Annotated in this window: 26 protein-coding genes, 1 tRNA gene and 2 pseudogenes; 17 read left to right on the forward strand and 12 right to left on the reverse strand. The window is 55.8% G+C overall.

Going from position 1 to position 23,004, the window contains the following annotated elements:
* The first annotated feature begins 84 nt into the window (after positions 1–84).
* Complete coding sequence (locus tag MLD24_RS00225) at positions 85–768, forward strand: SOS response-associated peptidase (RefSeq protein ID WP_248163132.1); 684 nt, start codon at positions 85–87, stop codon at positions 766–768.
* A 106-nt stretch (positions 769–874) separates the two neighbouring features.
* Entirely contained in the window at positions 875–1,630 is a 756-nt protein-coding gene (locus tag MLD24_RS00230; RefSeq protein WP_248163133.1) for an NYN domain-containing protein, read from the forward strand.
* Positions 1,631–1,677: 47 nt separating this feature from the next.
* Here the strand turns inward: MLD24_RS00230 and MLD24_RS00235 are convergent, their stop codons facing one another.
* Positions 1,678–3,246 (reverse strand): methyl-accepting chemotaxis protein, encoded by a 1,569-nt coding sequence (locus tag MLD24_RS00235; protein WP_248163134.1) that lies wholly within the window; start codon positions 3,244–3,246, stop codon positions 1,678–1,680.
* Between the two features lie 621 nt (positions 3,247–3,867).
* Here MLD24_RS00235 and MLD24_RS00240 point away from each other — a divergent pair.
* From MLD24_RS00240 to MLD24_RS00275, 8 genes and pseudogenes are all read left to right on the forward strand, one after another.
* Positions 3,868–4,128, forward strand: coding sequence for a hypothetical protein (locus tag MLD24_RS00240; RefSeq protein WP_248163135.1), 261 nt, complete (start codon positions 3,868–3,870; stop codon positions 4,126–4,128).
* Positions 4,129–4,243: 115 nt separating this feature from the next.
* The gene (locus MLD24_RS00245; RefSeq protein WP_248163136.1) at positions 4,244–4,417 is read left to right on the forward strand and encodes a hypothetical protein; all 174 of its coding nucleotides are present in this window, start codon (positions 4,244–4,246) and stop codon (positions 4,415–4,417) included.
* A gap of 93 nt (positions 4,418–4,510) precedes the next feature.
* On the forward strand, positions 4,511–4,795 hold the full coding sequence (locus MLD24_RS00250) for a DUF2442 domain-containing protein (protein ID WP_248163137.1): 285 nt from the start codon (positions 4,511–4,513) through the stop codon (positions 4,793–4,795).
* A gap of 500 nt (positions 4,796–5,295) precedes the next feature.
* A complete protein-coding gene (locus MLD24_RS00255) occupies positions 5,296–5,748 on the forward strand; it encodes a hypothetical protein (RefSeq protein ID WP_248163138.1) in 453 nt (150 codons plus the stop codon).
* A 499-nt stretch (positions 5,749–6,247) separates the two neighbouring features.
* Complete coding sequence (locus MLD24_RS00260) at positions 6,248–6,646, forward strand: aegerolysin family protein (RefSeq protein ID WP_227174072.1); 399 nt, start codon at positions 6,248–6,250, stop codon at positions 6,644–6,646.
* Positions 6,647–6,794: 148 nt separating this feature from the next.
* A complete protein-coding gene (locus tag MLD24_RS00265) occupies positions 6,795–7,505 on the forward strand; it encodes a hypothetical protein (protein WP_248163139.1) in 711 nt (236 codons plus the stop codon).
* Positions 7,506–7,528: 23 nt separating this feature from the next.
* Positions 7,529–7,825, forward strand: a pseudogene (locus MLD24_RS00270) (integrase core domain-containing protein); the annotation flags it as partial.
* 177 nt (positions 7,826–8,002) lie between these two features.
* A complete protein-coding gene (locus tag MLD24_RS00275; RefSeq protein ID WP_248163140.1) occupies positions 8,003–8,893 on the forward strand; it encodes a LysR family transcriptional regulator in 891 nt (296 codons plus the stop codon).
* Here the strand turns inward: MLD24_RS00275 and MLD24_RS00280 are convergent.
* From MLD24_RS00280 to MLD24_RS00305, 6 genes are read right to left on the reverse strand one after another with little or no spacing between them, the layout of a single operon-like run.
* The gene (locus MLD24_RS00280) at positions 8,875–9,339 is read right to left on the reverse strand and encodes a GNAT family N-acetyltransferase (protein ID WP_248163141.1); all 465 of its coding nucleotides are present in this window, start codon (positions 9,337–9,339) and stop codon (positions 8,875–8,877) included. The genes MLD24_RS00275 and MLD24_RS00280 overlap by 19 nt on opposite strands.
* Positions 9,336–9,719, reverse strand: a complete 384-nt coding sequence (locus tag MLD24_RS00285; RefSeq protein ID WP_248163142.1) for a hypothetical protein — start codon at positions 9,717–9,719, stop codon at positions 9,336–9,338. Before MLD24_RS00285 ends, MLD24_RS00280 begins: the two co-directional genes overlap by 4 nt.
* On the reverse strand, positions 9,716–10,696 hold the full coding sequence (locus MLD24_RS00290; RefSeq protein ID WP_248163143.1) for an aspartate-semialdehyde dehydrogenase: 981 nt from the start codon (positions 10,694–10,696) through the stop codon (positions 9,716–9,718). Before MLD24_RS00290 ends, MLD24_RS00285 begins: the two co-directional genes overlap by 4 nt.
* Positions 10,693–11,613, reverse strand: a complete 921-nt coding sequence (gene rarD, locus MLD24_RS00295) for an EamA family transporter RarD (RefSeq protein WP_248163144.1) — start codon at positions 11,611–11,613, stop codon at positions 10,693–10,695. Before rarD ends, MLD24_RS00290 begins: the two co-directional genes overlap by 4 nt.
* 48 nt (positions 11,614–11,661) lie before the next feature.
* A complete protein-coding gene (locus MLD24_RS00300; RefSeq protein WP_248163145.1) occupies positions 11,662–12,417 on the reverse strand; it encodes an iron-containing redox enzyme family protein in 756 nt (251 codons plus the stop codon).
* Positions 12,418–12,434: 17 nt separating this feature from the next.
* Entirely contained in the window at positions 12,435–13,169 is a 735-nt protein-coding gene (locus MLD24_RS00305) for a HalD/BesD family halogenase (RefSeq protein WP_248163146.1), read from the reverse strand.
* A 560-nt stretch (positions 13,170–13,729) separates the two neighbouring features.
* Between MLD24_RS00305 and MLD24_RS00310 the strand changes: the two are divergent.
* Both MLD24_RS00310 and MLD24_RS00315 read left to right on the forward strand, forming a co-directional pair.
* Positions 13,730–14,083: pseudogene (locus tag MLD24_RS00310) on the forward strand (integrase core domain-containing protein); the annotation flags it as partial.
* A 99-nt stretch (positions 14,084–14,182) separates the two neighbouring features.
* Entirely contained in the window at positions 14,183–14,362 is a 180-nt protein-coding gene (locus MLD24_RS00315; protein WP_248163147.1) for a hypothetical protein, read from the forward strand.
* A gap of 198 nt (positions 14,363–14,560) precedes the next feature.
* On the opposite strand, the gene MLD24_RS00320 is transcribed toward MLD24_RS00315, so the two are convergent.
* The 4 genes from MLD24_RS00320 to MLD24_RS00335 all read right to left on the reverse strand — a co-directional run bounded on the left by MLD24_RS00320 (position 14,561) and on the right by MLD24_RS00335 (position 18,361).
* Positions 14,561–14,636: transfer RNA gene (locus tag MLD24_RS00320), tRNA-Phe, on the reverse strand.
* Between the two features lie 120 nt (positions 14,637–14,756).
* Positions 14,757–15,029: an oxidative damage protection protein gene (locus tag MLD24_RS00325; RefSeq protein ID WP_227174075.1), complete on the reverse strand. Its 273-nt coding sequence runs from the start codon at positions 15,027–15,029 to the stop codon at positions 14,757–14,759.
* Between the two features lie 63 nt (positions 15,030–15,092).
* The gene (mutY, locus tag MLD24_RS00330) at positions 15,093–16,157 is read right to left on the reverse strand and encodes an A/G-specific adenine glycosylase (RefSeq protein WP_248163148.1); all 1,065 of its coding nucleotides are present in this window, start codon (positions 16,155–16,157) and stop codon (positions 15,093–15,095) included.
* Complete coding sequence (locus tag MLD24_RS00335) at positions 16,157–18,361, reverse strand: AsmA family protein (RefSeq protein WP_248163149.1); 2,205 nt, start codon at positions 18,359–18,361, stop codon at positions 16,157–16,159. Before MLD24_RS00335 ends, mutY begins: the two co-directional genes overlap by 1 nt.
* 264 nt (positions 18,362–18,625) lie before the next feature.
* Between MLD24_RS00335 and MLD24_RS00340 the strand changes: the two genes are divergently transcribed.
* From MLD24_RS00340 to hisF, 5 genes are all read left to right on the forward strand, one after another.
* Complete coding sequence (locus MLD24_RS00340) at positions 18,626–19,087, forward strand: SRPBCC family protein (RefSeq protein ID WP_227174079.1); 462 nt, start codon at positions 18,626–18,628, stop codon at positions 19,085–19,087.
* A gap of 175 nt (positions 19,088–19,262) precedes the next feature.
* Positions 19,263–19,856, forward strand: coding sequence for an imidazoleglycerol-phosphate dehydratase HisB (gene hisB / locus MLD24_RS00345; RefSeq protein WP_248163150.1), 594 nt, complete (start codon positions 19,263–19,265; stop codon positions 19,854–19,856).
* A 20-nt stretch (positions 19,857–19,876) separates the two neighbouring features.
* The gene (gene hisH / locus MLD24_RS00350) at positions 19,877–20,530 is read left to right on the forward strand and encodes an imidazole glycerol phosphate synthase subunit HisH (RefSeq protein ID WP_248163151.1); all 654 of its coding nucleotides are present in this window, start codon (positions 19,877–19,879) and stop codon (positions 20,528–20,530) included.
* A 41-nt stretch (positions 20,531–20,571) separates the two neighbouring features.
* The gene (gene hisA, locus MLD24_RS00355; RefSeq protein WP_227174084.1) at positions 20,572–21,303 is read left to right on the forward strand and encodes a 1-(5-phosphoribosyl)-5-[(5-phosphoribosylamino)methylideneamino]imidazole-4-carboxamide isomerase; all 732 of its coding nucleotides are present in this window, start codon (positions 20,572–20,574) and stop codon (positions 21,301–21,303) included.
* Between the two features lie 33 nt (positions 21,304–21,336).
* Positions 21,337–22,110: an imidazole glycerol phosphate synthase subunit HisF gene (gene hisF, locus MLD24_RS00360; RefSeq protein WP_248163152.1), complete on the forward strand. Its 774-nt coding sequence runs from the start codon at positions 21,337–21,339 to the stop codon at positions 22,108–22,110.
* A 57-nt stretch (positions 22,111–22,167) separates the two neighbouring features.
* Here hisF and MLD24_RS00365 read toward each other — a convergent pair whose 3' ends face one another.
* Positions 22,168–23,004 (reverse strand): divergent polysaccharide deacetylase family protein, encoded by an 837-nt coding sequence (locus MLD24_RS00365; RefSeq protein WP_248163153.1) that lies wholly within the window; start codon positions 23,002–23,004, stop codon positions 22,168–22,170.

Here is a 23,004-nt window from a genome sequence, read left to right on the forward strand (position 1 = left end):
GTCCGGCTGATTGCCGGTACCAAACTTGAACTTCGGATGGGAATGAGGCTCCTTAAGTAAAAGCCTCAATAAATGAGGGCCCTCATGTGCGGCCGCTACAATGTGATTGATGATCCGGACGTCCGTCATTTGATGGACATTCTGGGCATCCAGCTCTACCCACAAACCCGCTACAACATCGCCCCTGGTGGCAAGGGGCAGATTGTCTATCACCGGGAAGGGCAGCGTCTGTTGGACGATGCCTACTGGTCCCTTCTGATTGAGCCTCGCCCAGATGGCTCAGGCTACCGCCCGTCACCCAGGTACAGTACGTTTAACGCCCGTGCGGGAAAACTGGGCAGCAGCCCACTATGGCAAAAACGCTTTCGCTACCAGCGCGCGATTGTTCCCGCCAGTGGCTTTCATGAGTGGGTCGGCGAGCGGGGTAGCAAACAGTGCCATAACATTCGCTTGGCAGAGGGGGCCATCGCTTTCGCTGGCCTTTACGAAGTGTGGCACTTCAATGGCGAAGCGGTCACCTCATTTACCATCGTCACCCTGCCGCCTCATCCCCGGTTCAGTCATATCCACAGCAAGAGCATTCCGCTGATGCTGACGAAAGACGAGTACGATCTGTGGCTTGATCCCGATCTGACCACCACCGACCCATTAGAACCACTGCTGATTTCCCGGATTCGGCAGCCTCTGGTTATTGAGCCAATCCGCTCATCGGAAAGTCTGGAGATCATCGGGCCGGTGGAGAGGTTGAAGGCTGACGGGGCGCGGTGACTTGATGTCGGGCCTGTTCAGCCGGTGGCTCGCGCTGGGGTATGCTGGTGGGCTATAAACGCTGTTCTGTCGTGGGCAGGGTTCCGTCAGGGAAAGGAGTGGCTCAATGAAAGATCTGGATCAGCACAAGAAAATCGTCGTACTGATCGACGCGGACAACGCTCAGCTGTCCAAGCTTCCGCTCATACTGGAAGAACTGTCCTCCCATGGCCACGTGGTGACCAAGCGGGCCTATGGCGACTGGTCCATTGATTCGCTCAAGAACTGGAAAACCATGCTGAATGAGCTCGCCATTCAGCCGGTGCAGCAGTTCGCCTATACCAGGGGCAAAAACGCCACCGATGCCTCAATGATCATCGATGCGATGGACTTACTATACTCCCGCAAGTTCGACGCCTTCGCTTTGGTCTCCAGCGACAGCGACTTCACCAAGCTCGCGTCCAGACTTCGAGAAGACGAAATCTACGTGTTTGGCTTCGGCGAGAGCAAGACACCGACGTCTTTTCGCAGTGCCTGTGACGACTTCCTGCTCACCGAAAACCTTGTGGTTGATCAGGTAGACGACCATGAGCCCCAGTCCCAGCCTGTCAAACAATCCCGCGCTGCAGAGACTGTCCCCGAAATCGTTCGCTTGCTGCGACGCGCCTGGGACCATGTTCAGGATGACCAGGGCTGGGCCAACCTGGGGGCGGCAGGATCGTTCCTGAAGCGGGCCAAACCCGATTTTGACCCGCGTACCTATGGCGCGAAGAAGTTGTCGGACCTGTTCTCCGATCATGAGGACTTCTTTGAAATCAAGAAAGGCACCGCAGGGGATGCCGGGATTCGGGCTTATCGGCCGGTAAAGGCGCGAAAGAAGTAGGCGCGGCTAAACGTTTCCGCGCATCCCGGGAATACTCGCCGCCTTGATCAGTATCGGAACTGGGCTATCTGCGTGTGGAGGCCTTCGGCAAGTCTTGCCAGCTCCTCGCTGGCTGCGGATACCTGCTCTGTGGAGGCGGCAGACTGGTCGCCGATGTCGCGGATCTGAGTCATGTTCTTATTGATGTCCTCGGTAACGGAGATCTGTTGATCTGCGGCAGTGGCGATCTGGCTGTTGTAACGCCGTATTTCTTCAACGGCTTCCGCTATGGCCTGAATCGCCGTGCCGCCCAGTTCTGCCCGTTCCAGTGTCTGCTGCGCCAGCTTGTGTCCTTGCCCCATGCCCGACACCGCCGTTTCGGCGCTGGTCAGCAGATTGCCGATCAGCGCTTCTATTTCCACTGCCGACGTTTGTGTTCTCTTGGCCAACGATCTTACCTCGTCCGCCACCACGGCGAAGCCGCGCCCCTGCTCCCCGGCGCGGGCAGCCTCAATCGCAGCATTCAGCGCCAATAGGTTGGTCTGCTCCGCAACCGCTTTGATGACATCCAGCACCGTACCGATATTATCGGTTTCCGCTTTCAGAGTATTGAGTTGCTGCATCACCGAGGTGCTCTGCGAGTTCAGCTCGGATACAAAATTGAGGGTTTCGTTTGTCGCCGCTGTGCCACTTTCGGTCTTATCGCTGCAATGGTTCGTGGACTGAAAGGCGGCTTCGGCACTTCTGGCGACTTCGCTGACCGTTGCCACCATCTGGTTCAACGCGGCGGCAACCTGGTCTGTTTGCGACTTCTGTTCGGCGACCCCCATGTTGGTCTGATGGGTAACGGTGGACAGTTCCTCCGATGCCGAAGCGATACTGGAAGCCCCCTGATTGATTTCCTGAATCAGCCCGCGGAGATTGGTGACCATCATGCCAAACGCGGTCAGCAGCAGGCCGAACTCGTCACCGCGATTGCTACGACTGTCCACGGTGAGATCGCCCGCCGCGACCTTGTTGGCAATGGTCAGTGTTTCGCGGATCGCGCGCGTTATTGAGCGTGTCAACGCCCATGCCACGATGGCTGCAACCAACATTGCCAGGACGGTAATGCCGATGATTTCGATAACCGTCAGGTCATAGCGCGCTTCCATCAGGATACGTTCCCGTTCCTTCAACTCCTCCGTTTTGCCGATGGCGTTGTGAGCGGCTTCGTACAGCTGTTCTTCGATGGAAGCGGTGTTTGCTGCCCCGGCGGATATGCTCGCCGTGTAGGTGCTCAGCAGAGACTGATAGTCTTCGACATCGGCGCGTATCTGTTCGACCAGGTACCTGTCTTTTTCGTTGTCGATCAGCGCCACCAGCGCTGCCAGAGCGGCGTTGGTTTGCGTCAGATAGTCGGTGGCTCGATCAACGGACTCGGCATTCTCGTGAATGCGATAGTTTTTCTCCTCCCGCTCAGCTTCCAAAAGCGAGATCTCTGCCTTGTTGGCCTGTTTCAGTATCGACACGCGGTGGTTGTAGTCGTTGAGCGAGGTGATGCTCACGACCGAGACGATCAGGATCAGCAGCACCAGAGCCGCAAAGCTGAAAGCCAGCTTCTTTCCTACAGCAAGGTTTCCCCAAAAAGCACTCATCGATTTTTCCTTTGGCAGCCGCTTCCCTTCGAGTCATTTGATCGTCCACCAGAACGGTATACGACATCTTGGTCGTGATTTTTGGTTGGCTTTGTAAAATGTTTGCAAAGTTAATCGTGAGATTAGCTCAGGACCAGGTATGTGCCATTCGCAGCGGCGGGCTAAGTTGTTGGATTCGTGGTGCCTGGAGGGGGTGGGGTCGAACCACCGATACTGGGGGTTCAATTCGGAGAATAAGCGGAATGCTTAGTATAATCAACAGGTTACGTTAACAAAATCCTGCGCCAAGCCACACAAGGCCACGATTCGGTTGATACTTGGCGCTGAAGCCTTTGTTATCCTCTGGCTGCCACCGGCGATTTTCAACCCAGCCGCACAAGGACGATACATGCCCGCTGAGACTGTCGCTATTAAGCCCGCGCTTCACAACGAATTTCGAGCAATGACGAGCGGCCTTGCTGCCTTCTCTGTTGCCACGCTGCTGATGTTATTGCAAGGGAGCTTCGGTGAACCGAATCAGTTCACAGCAATTGCGGCAATCCTTTTTACAGCGGATGTGCCGATCAGTGTCTCGGCATCAACACTTTCCTTGTTCTTCTCCAGACGTCCTCATGTGCCGGTATGGACGAACAGCCTTCTGGATACGTTGATGAGCTTGGGGTGGGGCGGAGGTATTGTCGGTTTTGGCTTTTGCTCTTCGCAAAGGATGGCCTGCTGGGAAAGATCTTTTTAGGCTCAATCATTTTTGCCTTTGTAGCATTTTGTGTAATTGCTTACATCGTGGGGGAGCATGATAAGAAAGCAAATGCGAAAGAAACGAACAGTGACGGTGACATCGCTCCGGAAATCGAAGACCCGGCAGTTGAAATCAGGGAGGGCTAACTTTGACGGGCTACAGGGTAATCATAGAAGACGATGTATTCCAATGGTCCGGTGAAACTGACGCTCGATACCACTATCGTGCTTCTGCGGCTCCTGATTCTTAAGCGGGGTAGCTATGTTTTCAACAGTTGAGCTGCGTTATATCAGGCAATGCTTGAAGCAAAAAATCGAAACAGAGCGTGAAGAGCTGAAGGGTATGGATGAAGACAGTGACGAATACATGGGAAAGGCAAATGACCTAATGGCGCTAGACTCAATCGTCGCCAAAATCGATAAAAAATCAATTTAATCTGGGCTTCAGTCTGGCCGTTTTTTTTCTGAGCTACATTTGGTTATTGCTGCGCCATTTTTTAATTGAGATAAAGTTTTTCAGGTTTTTAATATGTCTTATCTAGATGATATGGCAATAGTTGGTTTTGAACTCGTCGGAAATTATACGATTAAGATCATTTTCAAAGATGGTAAAGCTCAAACTATAAACTTTGAATCTGTCATTGGTGAAGGATGGATGGCGCAACTTCTGGATCTGGAATATTTCCGGAAGGTGGAGCTTAATGACGGCGGGAACCTAGAGTGGCCTGATGGGCAGGATTTTAACCCGGAAGCTCTTTACAATTGGGAGCGCTTCGAGAAAATTTACATTGAAGACGCTAAGAAGAAAGGATAAAGGAAGGAGGCAGGTAGATATTTCAAGCTGAGTCAACGTTTAGGGTATCAGTTTATTTTTCAGAAAATGTAAAGGTGTGCTAAGCCTTATGGAAATTCCAAAATCATGGGCGCCAATGCTGGTGTCTGCTGTCAGAGATGCCGTTCGATACAATGAGCGCTTGCTCACAAGCGAAACACTACGAAACCGAGCTGACTATGAAGAGCACCTGGTCCAACTCACCCAGTTTCTTGAATACGTGAAGGACGAGTATCAGACAATCGAGGGGGACGTTGGCATCCCGCTAAAGAAGCTGCTCTAAATCGCATTAGTTGATTCTGAGGCCGACAGGAAGTCAGGCCGGACGCGATACCTGCCTATTGGTGTGACGCTGCCAGGGATAGTTCTGGTTCTATAGTCTTGAACGACATCCTCTACGACACTCCGATACTATTGATATAGTCTTGTCGCCGGTTCCGTGAGCTGGGGGCGCTCACAATTACCTTGGGGATCATAGGGATATGAAAAATAAGTTGATCATTTCTTTTTTTGTGGCTTTTTTGATCGTTCTTGCCTTGCCTTTCGTTATCAAGGGGCAATCAGTCAACTTGTCGGGCGTTGAAATAACCTTGTTTCCTGGGCACCCGGCACAAGAAGTCTTGGACGAGTTTTCAATCCCTGACCCTTATGGCGCGAGCGGAGAAGTGGAGTTGATAAACCTTGATGGGAATAAACCCTATATTGCCTCTGTTGGCTTTATGGTTGAAGACGAAGCGGCTGTATTTTTGGCAAGAGAGTATTATATAAATCAGTGCGAAAAAAATGGGTTTTATGAGCCTGGTGACATGGAGCTAAGTTCAAGTCCTGGGTTGCTGTGTAAGAATAAGGGGAGTGATTATGTGCATAGATTTTTATTTGAACACAGTTGTGGTTCCAGTGGGTGCGAAGTATTTGTCCAAGTAAGGTCAATATAGAGAAATTTTAAAGATGAATTTCGTATGGCTGAAAGATCAGATATTGTGCCAAACTCTAAAGGTTGGAGTCGGCTGAGTTATACATATCATTGCGGTTGGGTTGACCGGGGACATGTAATGCCCGAGAGGCCTGATCGACCAACTGAGAAATCAAGGTCTTGGGAAAAATATGGCACCGGGAGAGCTGGATATAGTCTTTAATGGAAAAACCGGCTTTTATAATGAAGTATCGCCAGTATATGGGTTGGAGAAGTATTAGAGTTGGAACGCCCCGGCACTGGAATGTAAAAATAAGGCCTGACTGAACAAGAACTTCTAAGCGTTCGCGCACATCGCTATAAAAAGAAGATTCTTATTCAAATTTCATCCAACTCCTCGGCCACTAAATCCCCTGTTCGACTTTGCCCAATCAAACCTGATGGACTATCTTATTTTAGCTTGTCTCAAGTAGTCTGTTGTAGTGATAAGCATGTTGATGAATCATAAAAGGATGAATGATATGGCTTATGCGCAATGGATTAGTATTACCATAGAACCCAAAAACTATGATGTAACCATTAAAAACGTCACCAGTGATTGGGGTAAGTTCTACTCTGGCAGTAAAGACAACGAGGTATCCCCGGAAGATATTGAGGGGAAAGTGATCAAAGCCGGAGAGAAGTTCACCATCAGTTCGTGCGGACGGTCAGACTCAGCTTCCGGCACGGAAGGCTCTTTTGATCTTTACCATGGCAGTTCGCATGTGGGTAACTACTACTGGGATTGTCCCTGGGGTAGCAAAACCAACACCTCCACCTGGACCGCCGACAACTCCGAGTACATCACTCAGGTCACCGGCGGAAACCTCGACAGTGGTGCAATCGGGAACGTACAACTGGTGAGCTTCTACACCAGCTAATCGCCGTGTTCCTCAGCAGTAAGGCCTGGGAAATTTCTCAGGCCTTCAAGACATAACACTCTTTTACATCCTCCCCCCTTAGCGAACCCAACCCTGTAGGTTAGTATCTACTGATCAACGGACGAATCACCCGTCAACGGAGCTGACTGTGGGTTTTCTAAAGATCTTCCTCGCGGTAGTCGCCGCTCAACTCGTCATCCTGTTGATCCTGGCCGTAACGGCTGTCTTCTTTATGGAAGACAGTGCCGTCGAGCTGGCGCGGGACATCGGTATCGACCTGAATGGCCTGACCATCACCATTGCCGGGGAAGACTGGATCGTCTTCGACAACCAGAACACGCCAGACAACACTGTCCACCCCTACGTCGCCAGCGTAGCGCCGACCGTGCCTCCCTGGGACAGCAATCAGCCCTCCCGATCGAACCGCACCAACGATAACAACCGCCGCAACACCCTCAGCTCGGCGGCCCGGTCCTCCAGGGACATGTGCCGGTTCTGGCATGCGGAATTCGTAAAGGATCGCTCGGAACAAAGCCGCATCTACCGGGAAAGCGCCTGTAAACGATACGAACGCTTGAGCGGCCGCAGCCGCAGCACCATCGTGGGCAACGTTAACCGACAGCTCGACCGGGTCGACCAGGAACGGGAACAGGTACTTGCCCGCCGCAGAGAACAGCGGGAAGACCGACAACGGGAACAGGCTCAGCTACAGGCCAAGTGTGATCGCTACAACCGCCGCATCGACGTACTAGACGCCAAACTCCGCAGCGGCTATACCGTCTCCCAGGGTAATCGCTGGAGGGCGGAGCGAAGGGAGGTCAGTCAGAAGTATTCGAGGGAGTGTATTCTGGGGCGGTGAAAATAGATCTGACCCCTTTTTGCCAGGGAAGCCAGTATCCCAGTCGTAAGTTCCGTCAGAGGCTCTGGCGTTATCGAATGACCCAAAGCATGAGCCGGCGTGGCAACTGCTGGGAAAATGCCCCGATGGAGAGACTGTTCCGGAGTCTGAAATCTGAGTGGGTACCGGCCCTGGGATACCGGAATCTGCCGGAGGCCCAAAAAGATGTTGGTAGCTATCTGATGGACTACTACAACCGGCAGAGACCTCACGCATTCAACGGTGGCATTTCGCCTGTTGTTGCTGAGGAAAACCTTAAAATACTGTCCTGGATTAGTTGACCACTACAAAACCAACCGTAATTTGCTCGGGCTGTGAATCTGCCAACTCGATCACGCCATCGAGCACTGTGTTAAAAAAAACGGAAAATAACTAATCAATTAGCAGTGTTTTTTGCTAGATACTCCCCCTAAGATTGATCGTGAATTTCGCAAACGCGTTTAAGGAGGTTGTAACCCATGGATATTGGATCGCTGGAATCTTTCGTTTTGTTTTCCGAACTTGGCTCGTTCGCCAAAGTTGCAGAGAAACGATTTAGAACCAATGCGGCGATAAGCGCACAAATGAAGCGGCTGGAGGAAGATTTTGAAGCCCAGCTCTTCCAGAGAGAGGGACGCAATGTAATATTGACGCAAGCCGGTAAAGATTTGCTGCCTTTCGCTCAGTACATTCTGGACCTGAATCGCCAGGCAAAAGACTGCTTGCTGCAGAGCAGCAAGCCGCTGACGCTCGTTGTCGGCACCCCCACTGACTACGCCAACGACTTTTTGATGGTGATTCTGAACCATGTTCAGGAGATCGTCCCCGACCTCTCTACCAAGCTGATAATCCGACCGACCGCCGAGCTGAAGACGGCGTGGGAAAACAGTGAGATCGACATCATGCTGTTTAGCAGCGAATCGCTAATCAGTGAGGCCTCCGTCATCGGAAAGATCCGAGGGGTCTGGGTGAAAGCCCAAGGTGCTGAGGTCTCAAGCAACCCATGGCCCATCGTGCTATACGATGACTCGTGCTTGTTTAACCGTCACGCCATTCGCGGATTCAAAGTGGCCGAGATTGACTATCGTTTGGTCTCAACTAGCTCTGATACCAACGTGATCCACCACCTGCTGCATAAAAACCGTGTGATCGCAGCTATGGGCGATGCCTGTCTGACCAGTGGATTAGAGCAGGTAACGTCGACGCAGTTGCCTTCGTTGCCTACCGTTTATCTCATGGTTCGCGTATCTGAGCGGTTTTCCGCAATTGATCAGGACAATTTGGCGCAAGCGTTGCTGGGCATCTTGGACGATAGGATTGCGTCCTACCTGACACCGCGAGCGGGGATAACTCAGAGAGCCATGACATAATCAATTGCCTCGTCCGACTTGTCGGCGCGAATCTTTTGATAAAAGCGCTGAGCGACAACATTGGTTTTCAGCGCTTGCCATCGCAGCTCTCGACACCCCAATCCCTTTGCGACGGTCTTCATCTCTTTGACGACCCTCTCTCCCAGACCACGTCGGCGGACGCTTTCCTCTAGGTAAATATCGTCGATGAATAAGATTGGCTGTGCGCTGGAAGAATTGATGCCGGTGTATCCAGTAACGTAGCCGACAATTACTTCATCGAAGGTGATGAACCAAGCAAGTCCAGGTTCACCCGAGAGAAAATTCTCTCGGATGTCGCTTTCCTTGGCACTGACCGGGTGTGGCAGTTCGATTGCATCCGCCATTTCCACGAACAGCTCTTTGAGCAGCCCAGCTTCGTTTGGCTGAACAGAAACCAGACAAAACTCTTGAGTGGTACCACTCACGCTGAGACCTCCGAGCCCATAAACGAGCCCAAAAGTCGTCGCGAGGGCTTGGCCGCTTCCAGCTGCTCAGCCAGCCTCTCCCGCAGAGCACTTCGGATCTCTACTGCGTCCTCCCGATCATGAATGTAGTAGTGCACCTCTTTCATGTCGTAACAACATTGCTCAATGCTAAACGTCATCTGATAAAAGAGGCATCCTACGATCTGCATATCCTTGCGAGCCACCAAGGCTTTGAGGCAGTGATAGCGCCCAAACAAGACATCGTCTAGCTGATCGAACGAGATCAGGTTGCGCGAGTTGCCCTTTTGGCAACGTGCCACCAGATCAACGATGGCCTCGATATCAAACGGTGCAACCGTCTTTACATGGACTCTGCTCATCGCTCTAGCTCCTGCGCAATTCTTACCGCATTCCATGCCGCGCCTACCCATAGGTTGTCCGCAACGACCCATAACCACAAACCGTTGCGGGCGCCCGGCTCTCGACGGATCCGGCCCACGTAGACGTCTTCTTTGTCCTCGATAGTCCGAGGGGTGGGGAAGTCCTCCGGATTGTGAGCAACCTTGATCCCCTTCCCCACCAGTGCCGCCTTAACTGTGCCCATATCGAACGCCTTGTCAGTCTCGATGTAGGCCGCCACGCTGTGGCCGCGGAAAACCGGGACACGCACCGCCGTGCAAGTCACAAACATGTCCGGCTCGTTCAGAATCTTCCGCGTCTCAAACCGGACTTTCTCCTCTTCAAAGGTAAAGCCGTTATCCATGAAGCGATCAATTTGAGGAATCACGTTATGGGCAATGGGACGGCTAAACGGCGAAGAATTCCCAGTGCCCTCTGAATCTATCAAAGAGGCATGAAGGCCATTAACGCCCTCGTTGCCCGCACCGGAGACCGCCTGGTAGGTGGACGCAATGACTTTCCGCACACCAAACCGCTCATGAATCGGCGCGAGCGCACGAACCAGCTGGATCGTCGAGCAGTTCGGATTGGAAATCAGCTTCTGGCCTGTGTAGGCAGACTGGTTAATTTCCGGAACGATCAACGGCACCGTATCCTGCATCCGGAATGCGCTCGTGTTATCAATCACGATCGCCCCCTGAGCAGCGACTTTGGGCGCCCATTCCCGGCTGACATTTCCGCCAGCTGAGAAAAAGGCATATTTCACCTGAGAGAAATCAAACTGCTCGATATTAACGACTTCATGGTCTCCGAACACCGTTTTCAGGACTCTGCCAGCAGAGCGCTTTGAGGCGACAAGATGAAGCTGTTCAAACTTGAACCCCATCTTTTTCAGGACCAGCAGGAACTCGGAGCCAACGGCTCCGGTTGCACCTACGATCGCGATCACTGGTTTCATTGTTCACTCGCCGCAAGAGTCTTTCGTGAAAAAACTTTCGCCTGATCCAGCAGGTACACAAGGCTCGCCAGGAACACCAGTGCGAACGTGACTTGATGATGTTCTGTAAATTCTTCACCAAAGAGGAAAACCGCGAAGATGAAGTTACAGGTCGGCGGAATCAGCTGGAAAAAAGCCAGTGTGATCATCTCTAGGTTCTGCGCGGCGACGGTGTACCACCACAAAGGCAGAACACTGATCAGGCCAACGATCGCTAGAACCGCCCACTGAGTCGTGGTTGTCTCATCACCAAAGCTCGGACCGCCCTGAAACGCCAGGAAGATGAAATAGCCAATAGCAAATGGAAACAGGAATACGCACTCGATCGTCAGTCCCGGCAGAGGCTTGATGGCTACACCCTTTCGGATGGCTGCATAGAGCGAGAAACACATGCCAATGATCAGCGCGATCCAAGGCGTCTGGCCGTAACCTGCGATCAAGTTCAGGATTGCTGCCGCTGTCAGGATGATGGCGAACCATTGGACCATACTGGGCCGCTCTTTAAACACTAGGAACCCGAACATCACGGAGAAGATCGGGCTGATGTAATAGCCGAGCGAAGCTTCCAGAACCATATTGTTGGTCACCCCAATGATGTAGGTGAGCCACCAGATACCAGAGATTGCAGCACTGCTGGCCAAAACCAGCCTGGCACGCTTGTCCTTCAACAACGCTTTCACGTCAGAGAACGAGGCGTTCTTTGCCATCCCCAGAAGAATCAGAACAAATAGAAGCGAGCCGACCACTCGTACAGCCAGAACATCGACCGAATCGATACCTTTAAGAGGGCTATACCACAGCGGGTAAGAACCCCATAGCAGGGTGGCCATCAAGGCGAAGACCACGCCCACAGACATATTGGCTTGATTGTTTTGCATATCTCATTTCCTTTGGGTGCGATCGCTCGCACCCGTTGATTTTCCCTATTAGGCGCACGCCGCTGCTGTGTCTTTCACGCGCAGCTCAACGTTGTTCCAGAACTTTTCCATCAGCTGCAAGTAATGAGCGATGCCAGACTCGAAACGCTCTTTTCCTTCATCGTCGGTTACATAGGGACCGAGGATGTTGTAGATGGCGTTGCTGTGTCCGATTTCTGCCTCAATGTGCAGCTCCCAAAAATGCCGGGTACGAGCATCGTAGCCCTGATTCTTCAGGCCTTCGTTGTAGCGCGAGCACATCGCTGCAGACTGGGTCTCGTCGGCGAACAGAGCGCCAAGCGCACGCTCCAGAGGCAGGCTGTTGTAGATTTCCTTGATGCCTTCATTTAGTGCTACCGAAGATTCCAGAGGCTCGTAGGCTTCGATGTCTTCGGAGGTGATATCAAGCATGTTCAGGAATTGCGCGAACATATCACTGTGTGATTTCTGGGTACCCAGCTCATCCGTAGAGTTATGGAGCACCTCGCGAAGCACCGCTTCGTCCCGCGTAATGGTCGAGATGTTCGCCACGTAAAAGGGCAGATACTTGAAGTAGGCGTTCGTCTCCAGATACAGCTGCTTTTCCTGCTCCTTGGACAGAGCATTCTCGCCATACCACGCCAGGAATGGATGATTGACCGAACGGTGAGCCAGGATCTCTTCCACCTTCTGGTCGAGATACGCTTTCACTGACTCAGACACGCCTGATGATCTCTGCATGACTTTGAAGTCGTTCTCTTGGAAGTCTTTTGCTAATACAGTCATTGATTCAATTCCTTTTGTTAAATGAATGCCGCAACCATGGTTTCGTGCTCGACCTGCTCACGCTTGTCGTTCGCACTCGCCCAGCACGTATTGAGAATGATCCGGGGGACCTCACCTTTCATCGGCGTGACACGGTGCAAAGTGGTGTCTGACTTCAGGAAATACGCCTGTCCGGTAACGTGGTAATAAGAACGAATGGGGTTATCGACGATGTACTGATCGATCTGAGGGTTTTGCTTATCCCAGGTGGTGTGAGGGATACACTGCAGGACTCCGCCATGCTCGATCGCCGGTGCTTCCAGAATCCAGATCACGGTATAGGGGTAGTCACCCCAGTGCCAGCCGTGGGTGTCGCCTTCCCGCTCCAGCTTGTTGATCAGGAAATGCTCTTCTTCCCAGCAATCCGCCAGCTTGTCACCCGCGATTTTGCCCAGCAGTCCCCGCAGCGCGGGAGACTTGTACAGCGCGTTGATGATTGCGCCGTGGTCCCGGATGCCCTGCGCTGTCACATTGCTCATGAAGCGCTTACTGTATCCGGTTGATGCAACTTGCACGTCGCGGCGGATGCTGTGCTCTTCAAGCAGTTGATCAGATTCAGCAATCACTTGGTCGAACAGCTGCGCCGGAATAAGCTCTCCCATATCGAATTTGAGATAGCCATTGCGAGAGAACTCCTCGGCACACTTTTTCAGCTTCTGTGCCGGGAAGGCATCTCGGTGATGTGTTTCCAGCAAACTTTCAAGATTTTCCATTGCTTATCCCTATATTACGTTGTTGTGCTTCCTTGCCAGTGTTCAACAAGTGATGGCTACTTTATTAAATGGCTAACCGCATGAATAACGAAAAATTTTTAGGGATCGCCAAATATTTCTTGCCGATTCGATGCCAACATTTGTGATTCAGTTCCTCGCCACTTAAAGTTCTTACTACCGGGGCCAAGCATTCGATGCGATAGCCAGGCGTTCAACCGGATGCCAAACGCGTGGTGCTTTTGGTTCTCTGCGCTGGCGCTCCGGCGCCGATTACCTCAGCGCTAGGTTATTATCGCCAAAGCTGAAGGTTCGCTTTGCGACCGTCCCGTATCCTGGCCCGGATTTCTCATAGCTACCCAACAACTCTCGCAGACTGGGCGGTTTACCGCTATGAACGCTCAGATGCGGTTATGACTGTCTGATAGTTGATCAATTCCTGTTGTCTGGACACACCACCCCCTTACCCCCATTGCGTCGGGCCGGGGGAGCCCGGGCATCTATCCCGGAACCAGCCGACGAGCCAGATCCGTGAGTTCGTTTTTGTAAGGATAGCTATCACTCTGGATCACGCCTGGGAACAGCGTAGTCGACCAGAAAAAGTCATGTTCCACTCGGATCAGGGAAGCCAGTACGCCAGCCGCAAGTTCCGTCAGCGGCTTTGGCGCTACCGGATGACCCAAAGCATGAGTCGGCGTGGCAACTGCTGGGACAATGCTCCGATGGAAAGGTTGTTCCGAAGCCTGAAATCGGAGTGGGTGCCAGTCTTGGGGTATCGAAGCCTGTTGGAGGCAGAGAAGGATGTTGGTGGCTATCTGATGGGCTACTACAACCAGCAGCGACCACACTCATTCAACGGTGGCATGTCTCCGGTTGCTGCAGAGGAGAAACTTAAAATACTGTCCGGGATTAGTTGACCACTACAGATTGGTTTGAAATGGCGCTTCGATGGGGAGGACAGCGAGAGAGACGATAGCATAGAGATAGTTAATAGCGTCAATATCCTGAGCACTTGCATGATATTGAATGCGCTATTGGCGAAAAAGTTCTACTACTCAGTGATGGTCGATGCAGTTGCTGAAGGTATTGCTGTAACCAATGAATTGAGTGAGCCAGAGGGCATCCTCAACAATGCAATTGATGAAGAGTTTCAAACCTTGGAGAGACTTCGGCCAGTCATTGAAGATCTTCAGTAAGGCTCCATTGAGCCTAGGTTAGGGGGATGCCGCTGGCTTAATCCTGGGGCTATGGCAGTGCTTTCGGGAGGGACAAAGCTGTCGCAAATCGGTGCCAAAACTGCCGCCGCGCTACACTACGGCTAAAATTCTGTTGACACTTCGTTGACACCCAAAAACAACAAAGCCCGCACGAGGCGGGCTAAGTCATTGAATTCGTGGTGCCCGGAGGCGGAATCGAACCACCGACACGGGGATTTTCAATCCCCTGCTCTACCAACTGAGCTATCCGGGCAAGTCGCTGCTGTGCTGCAACGGGGCGCTATTAAACCGGTTTCGCCGGGGTGAGTCAAGGCCGTGTTTGAAAAAAGTTTGAAACTTTTCGGTCTTGCTCAAACCCTGATCAATTCCGGGCTTATTGCTCCGGTGGCACGTAGCCTTCGGCCTGGTCGAAGGGCTCGTTGTTGAAGAAATGGTCCATCTGGGCCTGAAGGTATTTGCGGGTGTCCGGGTCCATCAGGTTGAGGTGTTTCTCGTTGATCAGCATGGTTTGCTGGTGCTGCCATTCCTGCCAGGCTTTCTTGGAGACGTTCTGGAAAAGCTCCTCGCCTTTTTTGCCCGGCATGGGGGGGAAGTCCAGTCCTTCGAGGTCCTGCTGGTATTTGCGGCAAAAGACGGTACGGCTCATGGCATCTCCTTCTGTGTCGGTGCCTGCGGGTGTGTCTGGACGATAGATGATAACAGAGGCCCGCTAGATCAGCGCAGCCTGTGCGGGTTCGGTCAGTAGCGTGCGGATGGGGGCGGGCAGGCCCAGGGTCAGGGCCTCGTCCCGGTGGAACCAGCCGTGGTCGGGGGCTTCATGGACGCCGATGTGGCCTGCGGTCAGCAGCCGGGCGGGCTGGATGTGCAGGTGGTAGTGGCTGAAGGTGTGGCGGAAGCCGGCCTGGGCGATTGCTTCGCTGCAGGTCAGGCCGAAGGTGTCGGCACAGGCGTCTGCCAGCTCTTCCAAGTTGTAGGCCGGGTCCAGCTCCGGCAGGCTCCACAGGCCGCCCCAGATGCCGCTGGGTGGGCGTCGCTGCAACAGCACCCGGCCCTCGTGGTCTTCCAGAATCAGCATCCAGGTGGTTTTCTCCGGCTTCTGTTTCTTCGGCTTGGAGCCAGGGTACAGGCGAACCTCGTCCCGGGCGTAGGCCTCGCAGGTGGCCACCACCGGGCAGTCCTCACAGGCGGGCCGGCTGCGGGTGCAGACCATGGCGCCGAGGTCCATGATGGCCTGGGTGTAGTCCCGCACCCGTTGATGTGGGGTATGGGTTTCGGCGTGCTGCCAGAGGCGATTGAGCACAGCGGTCTGGCCCGGCCAGCCGGGCACTGCATGGTGGCGGGCCAGCACCCGTTTGACGTTGCCGTCGAGGATGGTGGCCCGCTGCTGGAACGCCTGGGCGAGAATGGCGGCGGCGGTTGAACGGCCGATGCCGGGCAGGGATTCCAGCTCATCCTGGTTGCCGGGGAACTCGCCATCGAACCGCTCCACCACCTGCTGCGCGGCTTTCTGCAGGTTTCTGGCGCGGGCGTAGTAGCCCAGGCCGGACCAGTGGCTGAGGACGTCGTCCACCGGGGCAGATGCGAGTTCATGAACGCCCGGGAAGCGCTCCATGAACGCTTCGAAGTAGGGGATGACGGTGGTTACCTGGGTCTGCTGGAGCATGATCTCCGAAACCCAGACCCGGTAGGCGTTGCGGTTGTGGTGCCACGGCAGCTGCTTGCGGCCGTGGCGGTCGTACCAGCCCAGCAGGCGCTGGGCGAATCGGTCTGGCATTACTTGAACAGCCCCCGGATGGCGTCTTTGACCTTTTCGGCGTCCTCGCTGTCGAGGCGCTCGTCCAGTTCTTCGTTGATTCGCTCTTCAGCCCGACGGCGGCCGCGGTCGATCTCTTCTTCGGCCTTGGCGCGGGCGGCGTTTTCGGCCATGTCCTTGAGGGTATCGCGGAAGCGGGAACCATCGAAGGAGCAGAGCTTGGCGGTGTCGCCGTCCAGGCTGCCGCGGCATTCTACCGGAATGATGACGTTCTCCACATACTTGGTGACCCGGCAGGCCTCGTCGCGGTGAATCTCGCCGACGATTCGCAGGCCGGCTTCGTAATCCACCTCGCTCTGTGCCAGGTCGACGGTGCCGTTGCCCTCCAGCCGCATGCCGGCCAGGGCGGCCACCAGGTCGCTGTTGGTGAGGGTATTGCCGTCGATCACCAGGGTGCCGTGCATGTCGTTGAATGGCGTGGTGGTGCCCCAGCCGGTGTCGCCCAGTTGATCCTGGTTGGCCAAGGCGATGCCGCGACAGGCCATACGGGTCAGGTTCATGCGGGTGAACTGGCCCTCCGCCAGATTGAAGTCAATCCGGCCCTTGGCGTTGCTGCGGATGGCTGCCATGGAGTTGCCGTTGGTGCGCACGTCCACCACCAGGTTGGCGGCACCGTCGAGCATGTCCAGTTCTGCCAGGTCTGTGAGCAGCGGTTGCATCTTCACGCCGGTGAGATCCTGGCGAACCTGCCACTGCGGGTTGTCGCTGCGGGCGTCCAGGGTGGCGGAGGCCTTCATCTGGCCATCGTAGAGGTTGGCGCTCAGTTGCTCGGCTTTCAGCAGGCCGTTGTTGCCGGTGATCACCGCCTTGAGATCGCTGATGGTGAGGTTGCTGGCCACCAGTTGGCCGAGCCCGAGGTCAATATCGAGGCCCAGTCCGCGCAGGGTCTCCAGTGGCAGCAGGTCTGCCTCCGGGTCGCTGGCGGCCTGGGCCGGTGCTTCGCTTTCCGCTGCCGGGGCAGCTTCATTGTCGTCGCCGGCAGGCGGCAGGTAGCGGTCCAGGTTGAAGCTGTCGCCCTGCAGCTTCAGGGCAATGGCGCCGTTGCTGAGGCCGTAGCGGGCGTTGCCCGTGAAGGTGGTGTCATCCAGCGCCAGGGACAGGTTGTCCAGGGTGACCTGGCCTGCCGGGCCGTTGAGGTTGGTTTTGAACGAGACCGCCTGCAGCACGTCTTCGTCGGCGGTCTCGATCGGTGCCTGTCCGAGGGCGGCGAGCAGTTCCTGCAGCGAGAATTCCGCGATGTTGAGGTTGCCGGCAAGCTGCGGCGCGTCACCAAATCCGTTGACGCTCAGGTTGCTGGTCAGCGACAGGTTGGCCACGGTGACCTTGAGGTCGTTGATTGAGGCGGTTTCGTTTTCAAGATCGGCGGCGAGGGCGCCGGTCAGGCGGGTTTCAACGGTTTGGGCGCCGAAAGGTTCCCCGCTGAGGGCGAACTTGCCGTCAAGACCGTCCACATCGAACCGGTTGAGCGCTTCGTTGGCGGTCAGGTTGGCGCGTACCGAGCCATCCACCGCCATCTGTGGCTGGCCCAGGGCGACCCGAAACGCCAGTTGCAGCGGAAAGCTCTTGCCCAGGGTGATGGCACTGGCGTTGGCAGTAACGCCTTCCAGAGCAAAGGACTGGCCGGTGGCCTGATCATCGTAGCGAACGCGGGCGTTGCTGATCTGGACGCTGTTGACATTGAAGTTCAGCGGCTGCTGTTCGCCGCTCTCCGTCGACGTCACCTGCGATGGTTGTTGGTCGGCGGCCTCGGCTGCGGTAGCGGCAATGTCGCTGGTGGACTCCGGTATGATCCGGGTCCAGTTGCCTTCGCCCTGCGGGTTCACCACCAGGTGAGCATCCAGGCCGTCCAGGACAAAGGTATCCACCTGCGGCGCCATCTTCACCAGCGACCAGAAATCCAGCTGCGCCACCAGTTGTTCCAGTGCCACAAAGCGTTCGCCCTCAAGGTTGGCTTCCACCTTGTTCAGTTCCAGGCCAAGGGGAATGAACGACCAGCCAATATCGCCATCCAGCACCAGATCCAGATTGGTGGCTTTCTCGACCACCCGTTCGATCTGTGGTTTGTAGGTGTTGGGATCGATGACGGCAACGGCGATGGCGACAGCGGCGGCGGCCAGCACAATGATGGCCAGCACGGCGAGCACCAGGTAACGAACAGCTTTCATGGCGTTTGCGTCCTTTCTGATGTATCTGGGCCATCAGTGTAAACCGCTCTGACGGCCTGGTGTGATCCGAAGTTGTCCAGAGGCTTACTTGATCGAGGATATCTCAGGCATAGCAGAATTAAACCCGAAGAGTATGACAATGCGTTAGTGTTAGGCCAGAATAGGCCCTTTGCCGAACCCAGGCGCGAAGGTCTTTATTATCATCAGGCCCGGTCGCCCATTGGACGGACCATACGGGACATTCAAAAACAAGAGGAGTCGTTTGTGGCTATCACCGTATCCATTGAGCTGAGTCGGGAATTCGAAATTCCGGCGGGTTATGACGAGGTATTTGATCTGCTGGCGGATGTTCCCCGGTCGGCGGCTCATTTTCCCAAGGTCGACAAGCTGGTGGACCTGGGCGACAACGCCTATCGCTGGGAAATGGAAAAGATCGGTGTCGACAAGCACGCGATCCAGTCGGTTTATGCCAGCAAGTACTACGCCGATAAAGACGCCGGCAGCATTACCTGGGAGCCGGTGAAAGGCGAGGGCAATGGTGTGGTAAAAGGTTCCTGGTCGATCCGCGCTAACGGCGACAGCGCTACGGCCCTCAAGTTCAAGACCACCGCTGAGTTGACCCTGCCGCTGCCGAGCCTGCTCAAGCTGGCGATCAGTCCGGTCATCAAGCACGAGTTCAACAGCCTGGTCGACACCTACGTCGCCAACCTGAAAAAAGCCTTCTGAACCTGCCGGGCCGGCGACCGCTCGCCGGCACCCCTTGTCCGCCGCTTCCTGCTGTTCATTAGCCGATGGCTAAGGCCTCGATAGTTCCTGGCAGGGGACGCTGGCGGGCAGAATAGGTATAATCCCCACTCACTCGATTTCCGGCGCTATGCCGTCCTTTTGTACTGGAGTCCCCATGGCCGAACGTAAGGCTCGGGTAGAACGCGATACCCTTGAAACCCAGATCACGGTTGAGATCAACCTCGATGGCACCGGTAAGGCCCATTTCGATACCGGCGTCCCTTTCCTTGAACACATGATGGATCAGATCGCCCGCCATGGTCTGGTGGACCTGAACATCGTGGCGAAAGGGGATCTGCACATCGACGACCACCACACCGTGGAGGACATCGGCATCACCCTGGGGCAGGCGTTCAAGCAGGCCGTGGGTGACAAGAAAGGCATTCGCCGTTATGGCCACGCTTATGTTCCGCTGGATGAAGCACTCTCGCGGGTGGTGATTGACCTGTCCGGACGTCCCGGTCTGATCATGGATGTGCCCTACACCCGTGGTGCGGTGGGTGGCTTTGACGTCGATCTGTTCGAAGAGTTTTTCCACGGCTTTGTTAACCACTCCATGGTCAGCCTGCACATCGATAACCTGCGTGGCAAGAATACCCACCACCAGATCGAGACGGTGTTCAAGGCCTTTGGCCGTGCCCTGCGCATGGCCATTGAAATGGACGAGCGCATGGCGGGGATCACCCCGTCCACCAAAGGTGCGCTGTAACCGGCTGGAGTAGGTAAACGATGAAGACCGTCGCCATTATCGATTACGGCATGGGCAACCTGCACTCCGTCAGCAAGGCGGTGGAGCATGTGGCGCCCGATACCCGGGTGCTGGTCACCGACGATGCCGCTCTTATTCGCGAGGCTGACCGGGTGATCCTGCCTGGTGTTGGCGCCATTCGCGACTGCATGGCGGAGATCCGCCGGCTGGGGGTGGATGAGCTGGTGAAAGATGTCTCCCGGGACCGGCCGCTGTTGGGTATTTGTGTTGGTATGCAGGCGCTGATGTCCCGCAGCGAGGAAAACGGCGGCGTTGACTGCATCAATCTGTTCCCTGCCGAGGTGCGTTATTTCGGTGAGGGGCTGACGGAGCGGTCCGGCCCCCACGCCGGCGAGCGCCTCAAGGTCCCCCACATGGGCTGGAACGAGGTCTATCAAACCCAGGACCATCCGCTGTGGCACAACATCCCGGATGGCGAACGGTTCTATTTTGTGCACAGTTTCTACGCCGAGGCCGAGCACAATCCGGACCTGGCTGGCCGCACCCATTATGGCGTCGACCTGGCCGCTGCGGTTGCCCGGGACAACATTTTCGCCGCCCAGTTCCACCCGGAGAAGAGCCACAACGCCGGCCTGCAACTGCTGAAGAATTTCGTCAACTGGACCGGCGCCTGAGCCGGTCATGATGCCTAACTGACAACAACGGATTCCCTCTCATGCTGATTATCCCCGCCATCGATCTGAAAGACGGCAAGTGTGTACGCCTGCGCCAGGGCCGTATGGATGACTCCACAGTATTCTCCGACGACCCCGTCGATATGGCGGCCCGCTGGGTCGACGCCGGCGCCCGGCGCCTGCACCTGGTGGACCTGAACGGCGCCTTTGCCGGTGAGCCGGTGAATGGCGAAATCGTGCAGGCCATCGCCAAGCGTTTTCCGGATCTGCCAATCCAGATCGGTGGCGGTATCCGCTCTGCCGATACCATCGAGGCTTACCTCAAGGCCGGTGTGCAGTGGGTGATCATCGGCACCAAGGCGGTGAAAGAGCCGGAATTCGTTACTGAGATGTGCCAGCGCTTCCCTGGCCATATCATTGTTGGTCTGGATGCCAAAGACGGCCGCGTGGCCACCGACGGCTGGGCCGAAGTCTCCGAAGTGATGGCCACCGATCTGGCCAAGCGCTTTGCCAGCGATGGGGTGGATTCCATTGTCTATACCGACATCGCCCGCGACGGCATGATGCAGGGTGTCAATGTGGAAGCCACCGCGGCCCTGGCCGAAGCTGGTGGTATTCCGGTGATTGCCTCTGGCGGTGTCACCAACATGGACGACCTCAAACGTCTGGCGACCGTCGCCGACAAGGGTATCCTGGGGGCCATCACCGGCCGCGCGATCTATGAAGGCACCCTGGATGTCGCCGAAGCCCAGGCCTACTGCGACAGCCTGTAATTTCGAATCTACTGACTAGCGGAGTGCACACTCATGTCTCTGGCCAAACGCATCATTCCCTGTCTCGACGTCGACAAGGGCCGGGTGGTGAAAGGGGTCAACTTCGTCGATATCCGTGACGCCGGTGATCCGGTAGAAGTGGCCCGCAAATACAACGAGCAGGGCGCGGATGAGATCACCTTCCTCGACATCACCGCCAGCCATGAAAGTCGGGACACCACCTACGAGACCGTGGAGCGGATGGCGGCGGAAGTGTTCATCCCGCTCACCGTGGGCGGCGGTGTGCGCACCGTGGACGACATCCGCAAGCTGCTGAATGCGGGCGCCGACAAGGTCTCCATCAACACCGCGGCGGTGTTCAACCCGGAGTTTGTGCGCGAGGCCGCCGAGCGGTTTGGCAGCCAGTGCATCGTGGTAGCAATTGATGCCAAGAAGGTCAGCGGTGACGGTGAGCCCGAGCGCTGGGAGATCTTCACTCACGGTGGCCGTAAGCCCACGGGGCTGGACGCCATCGAATGGGCCCGCAAGATGACCGAACTGGGCGCCGGCGAGCTGCTGCTGACCAGCATGGACCGCGACGGCACCAAGGTGGGCTTCGATCTGGGTCTGACCCGGGCGGTCAGCGACGCGGTGTCGGTACCGGTGATCGCTTCCGGCGGCGTCGGCGAGCTTCAGCATCTGGCGGACGGTGTGACCGAAGGCGGCGCCGACGCCGTGCTGGCCGCGTCGATCTTCCACTTTGGTCAGCACACCATTCCCGAAGCCAAAGAAGCCATGCGGGACCAGGGGATTGAAGTCCGGCTTTGACGATCTGAGCCTGATACCGGTAGCAGAAGGCAGACCTCCAGCGGGGCCTGCCTTTTTTTATGGCTGAAGCCTGGTGGGGCGCTTGGCGAGGGTGGGCGCGACGGGTTGTTTCTCGCCCTCGGCAAACATCGTCTGGTTGTTGTTGCGCAGGGCCCAGACGGCGCTGACGGTGGCGATGGCAATGCCCTGCTGGTCCAGTTGCGGCAGGTGCTTTTCGAGGTAGTCCACAGTGACCTGGTGGGGATGGCCAATGCCAATGGCGCTGCCATTGCGCCTGGCCAGCTGAACCAGCCGCTTGAACTGCTGGTCGACGAATTCCTCGGTCTGCTCGTGATCGAGGAACACATCGCGGGTCAGGGTGGGAATGCGGTAGGCCTCGGCCACATCGCTGGCGACGGAGCTGGCAATGGTGCGGCTGTCGACGAAGTACAGCGGGTAGCGGTACAGCTCCGACATCACCCACTCCATGGGTTCGATCTGTTGGGTCAGCAGGCTGCCCATGTGGTTGTTGACGCCCTGAACGTGGGGGATTGCCTGCAGCGAGCGACGCAGGGTGGTGATCACGTCCTGTCGCGACATACTGCTGGTAAGACCGCCGGGGCCCAGATCAAAGTTGTGGGTATTGGCCATTGGCGCATGGAGCATGATCTCCTTGTTGCGTCGATGGGCCGATTCCGCCAGTGATCGGGTAAAGCGCCGGTAGGGCAGGAACGCCAGGGTGATGGGCTGGTCGAGGGCGATCAGTCGCTCGCCCTCCCGCAGGTTGTGGCCCATGTCATCAATGATGATGGCGATGGTGGGCGGCACCGCCTGGCCGTCGACCCTGGGGGGAGCATCGGCAAAGGCGGGCAGCGACGCCACCAGGGCGCCGATCAGCAGTACCAGGCGTAGCAT

Origin of the sequence: Marinobacter xestospongiae (assembly GCF_023156385.1) — a bacterium.
Lineage (GTDB): Bacteria > Pseudomonadota > Gammaproteobacteria > Pseudomonadales > Oleiphilaceae > Marinobacter > Marinobacter xestospongiae.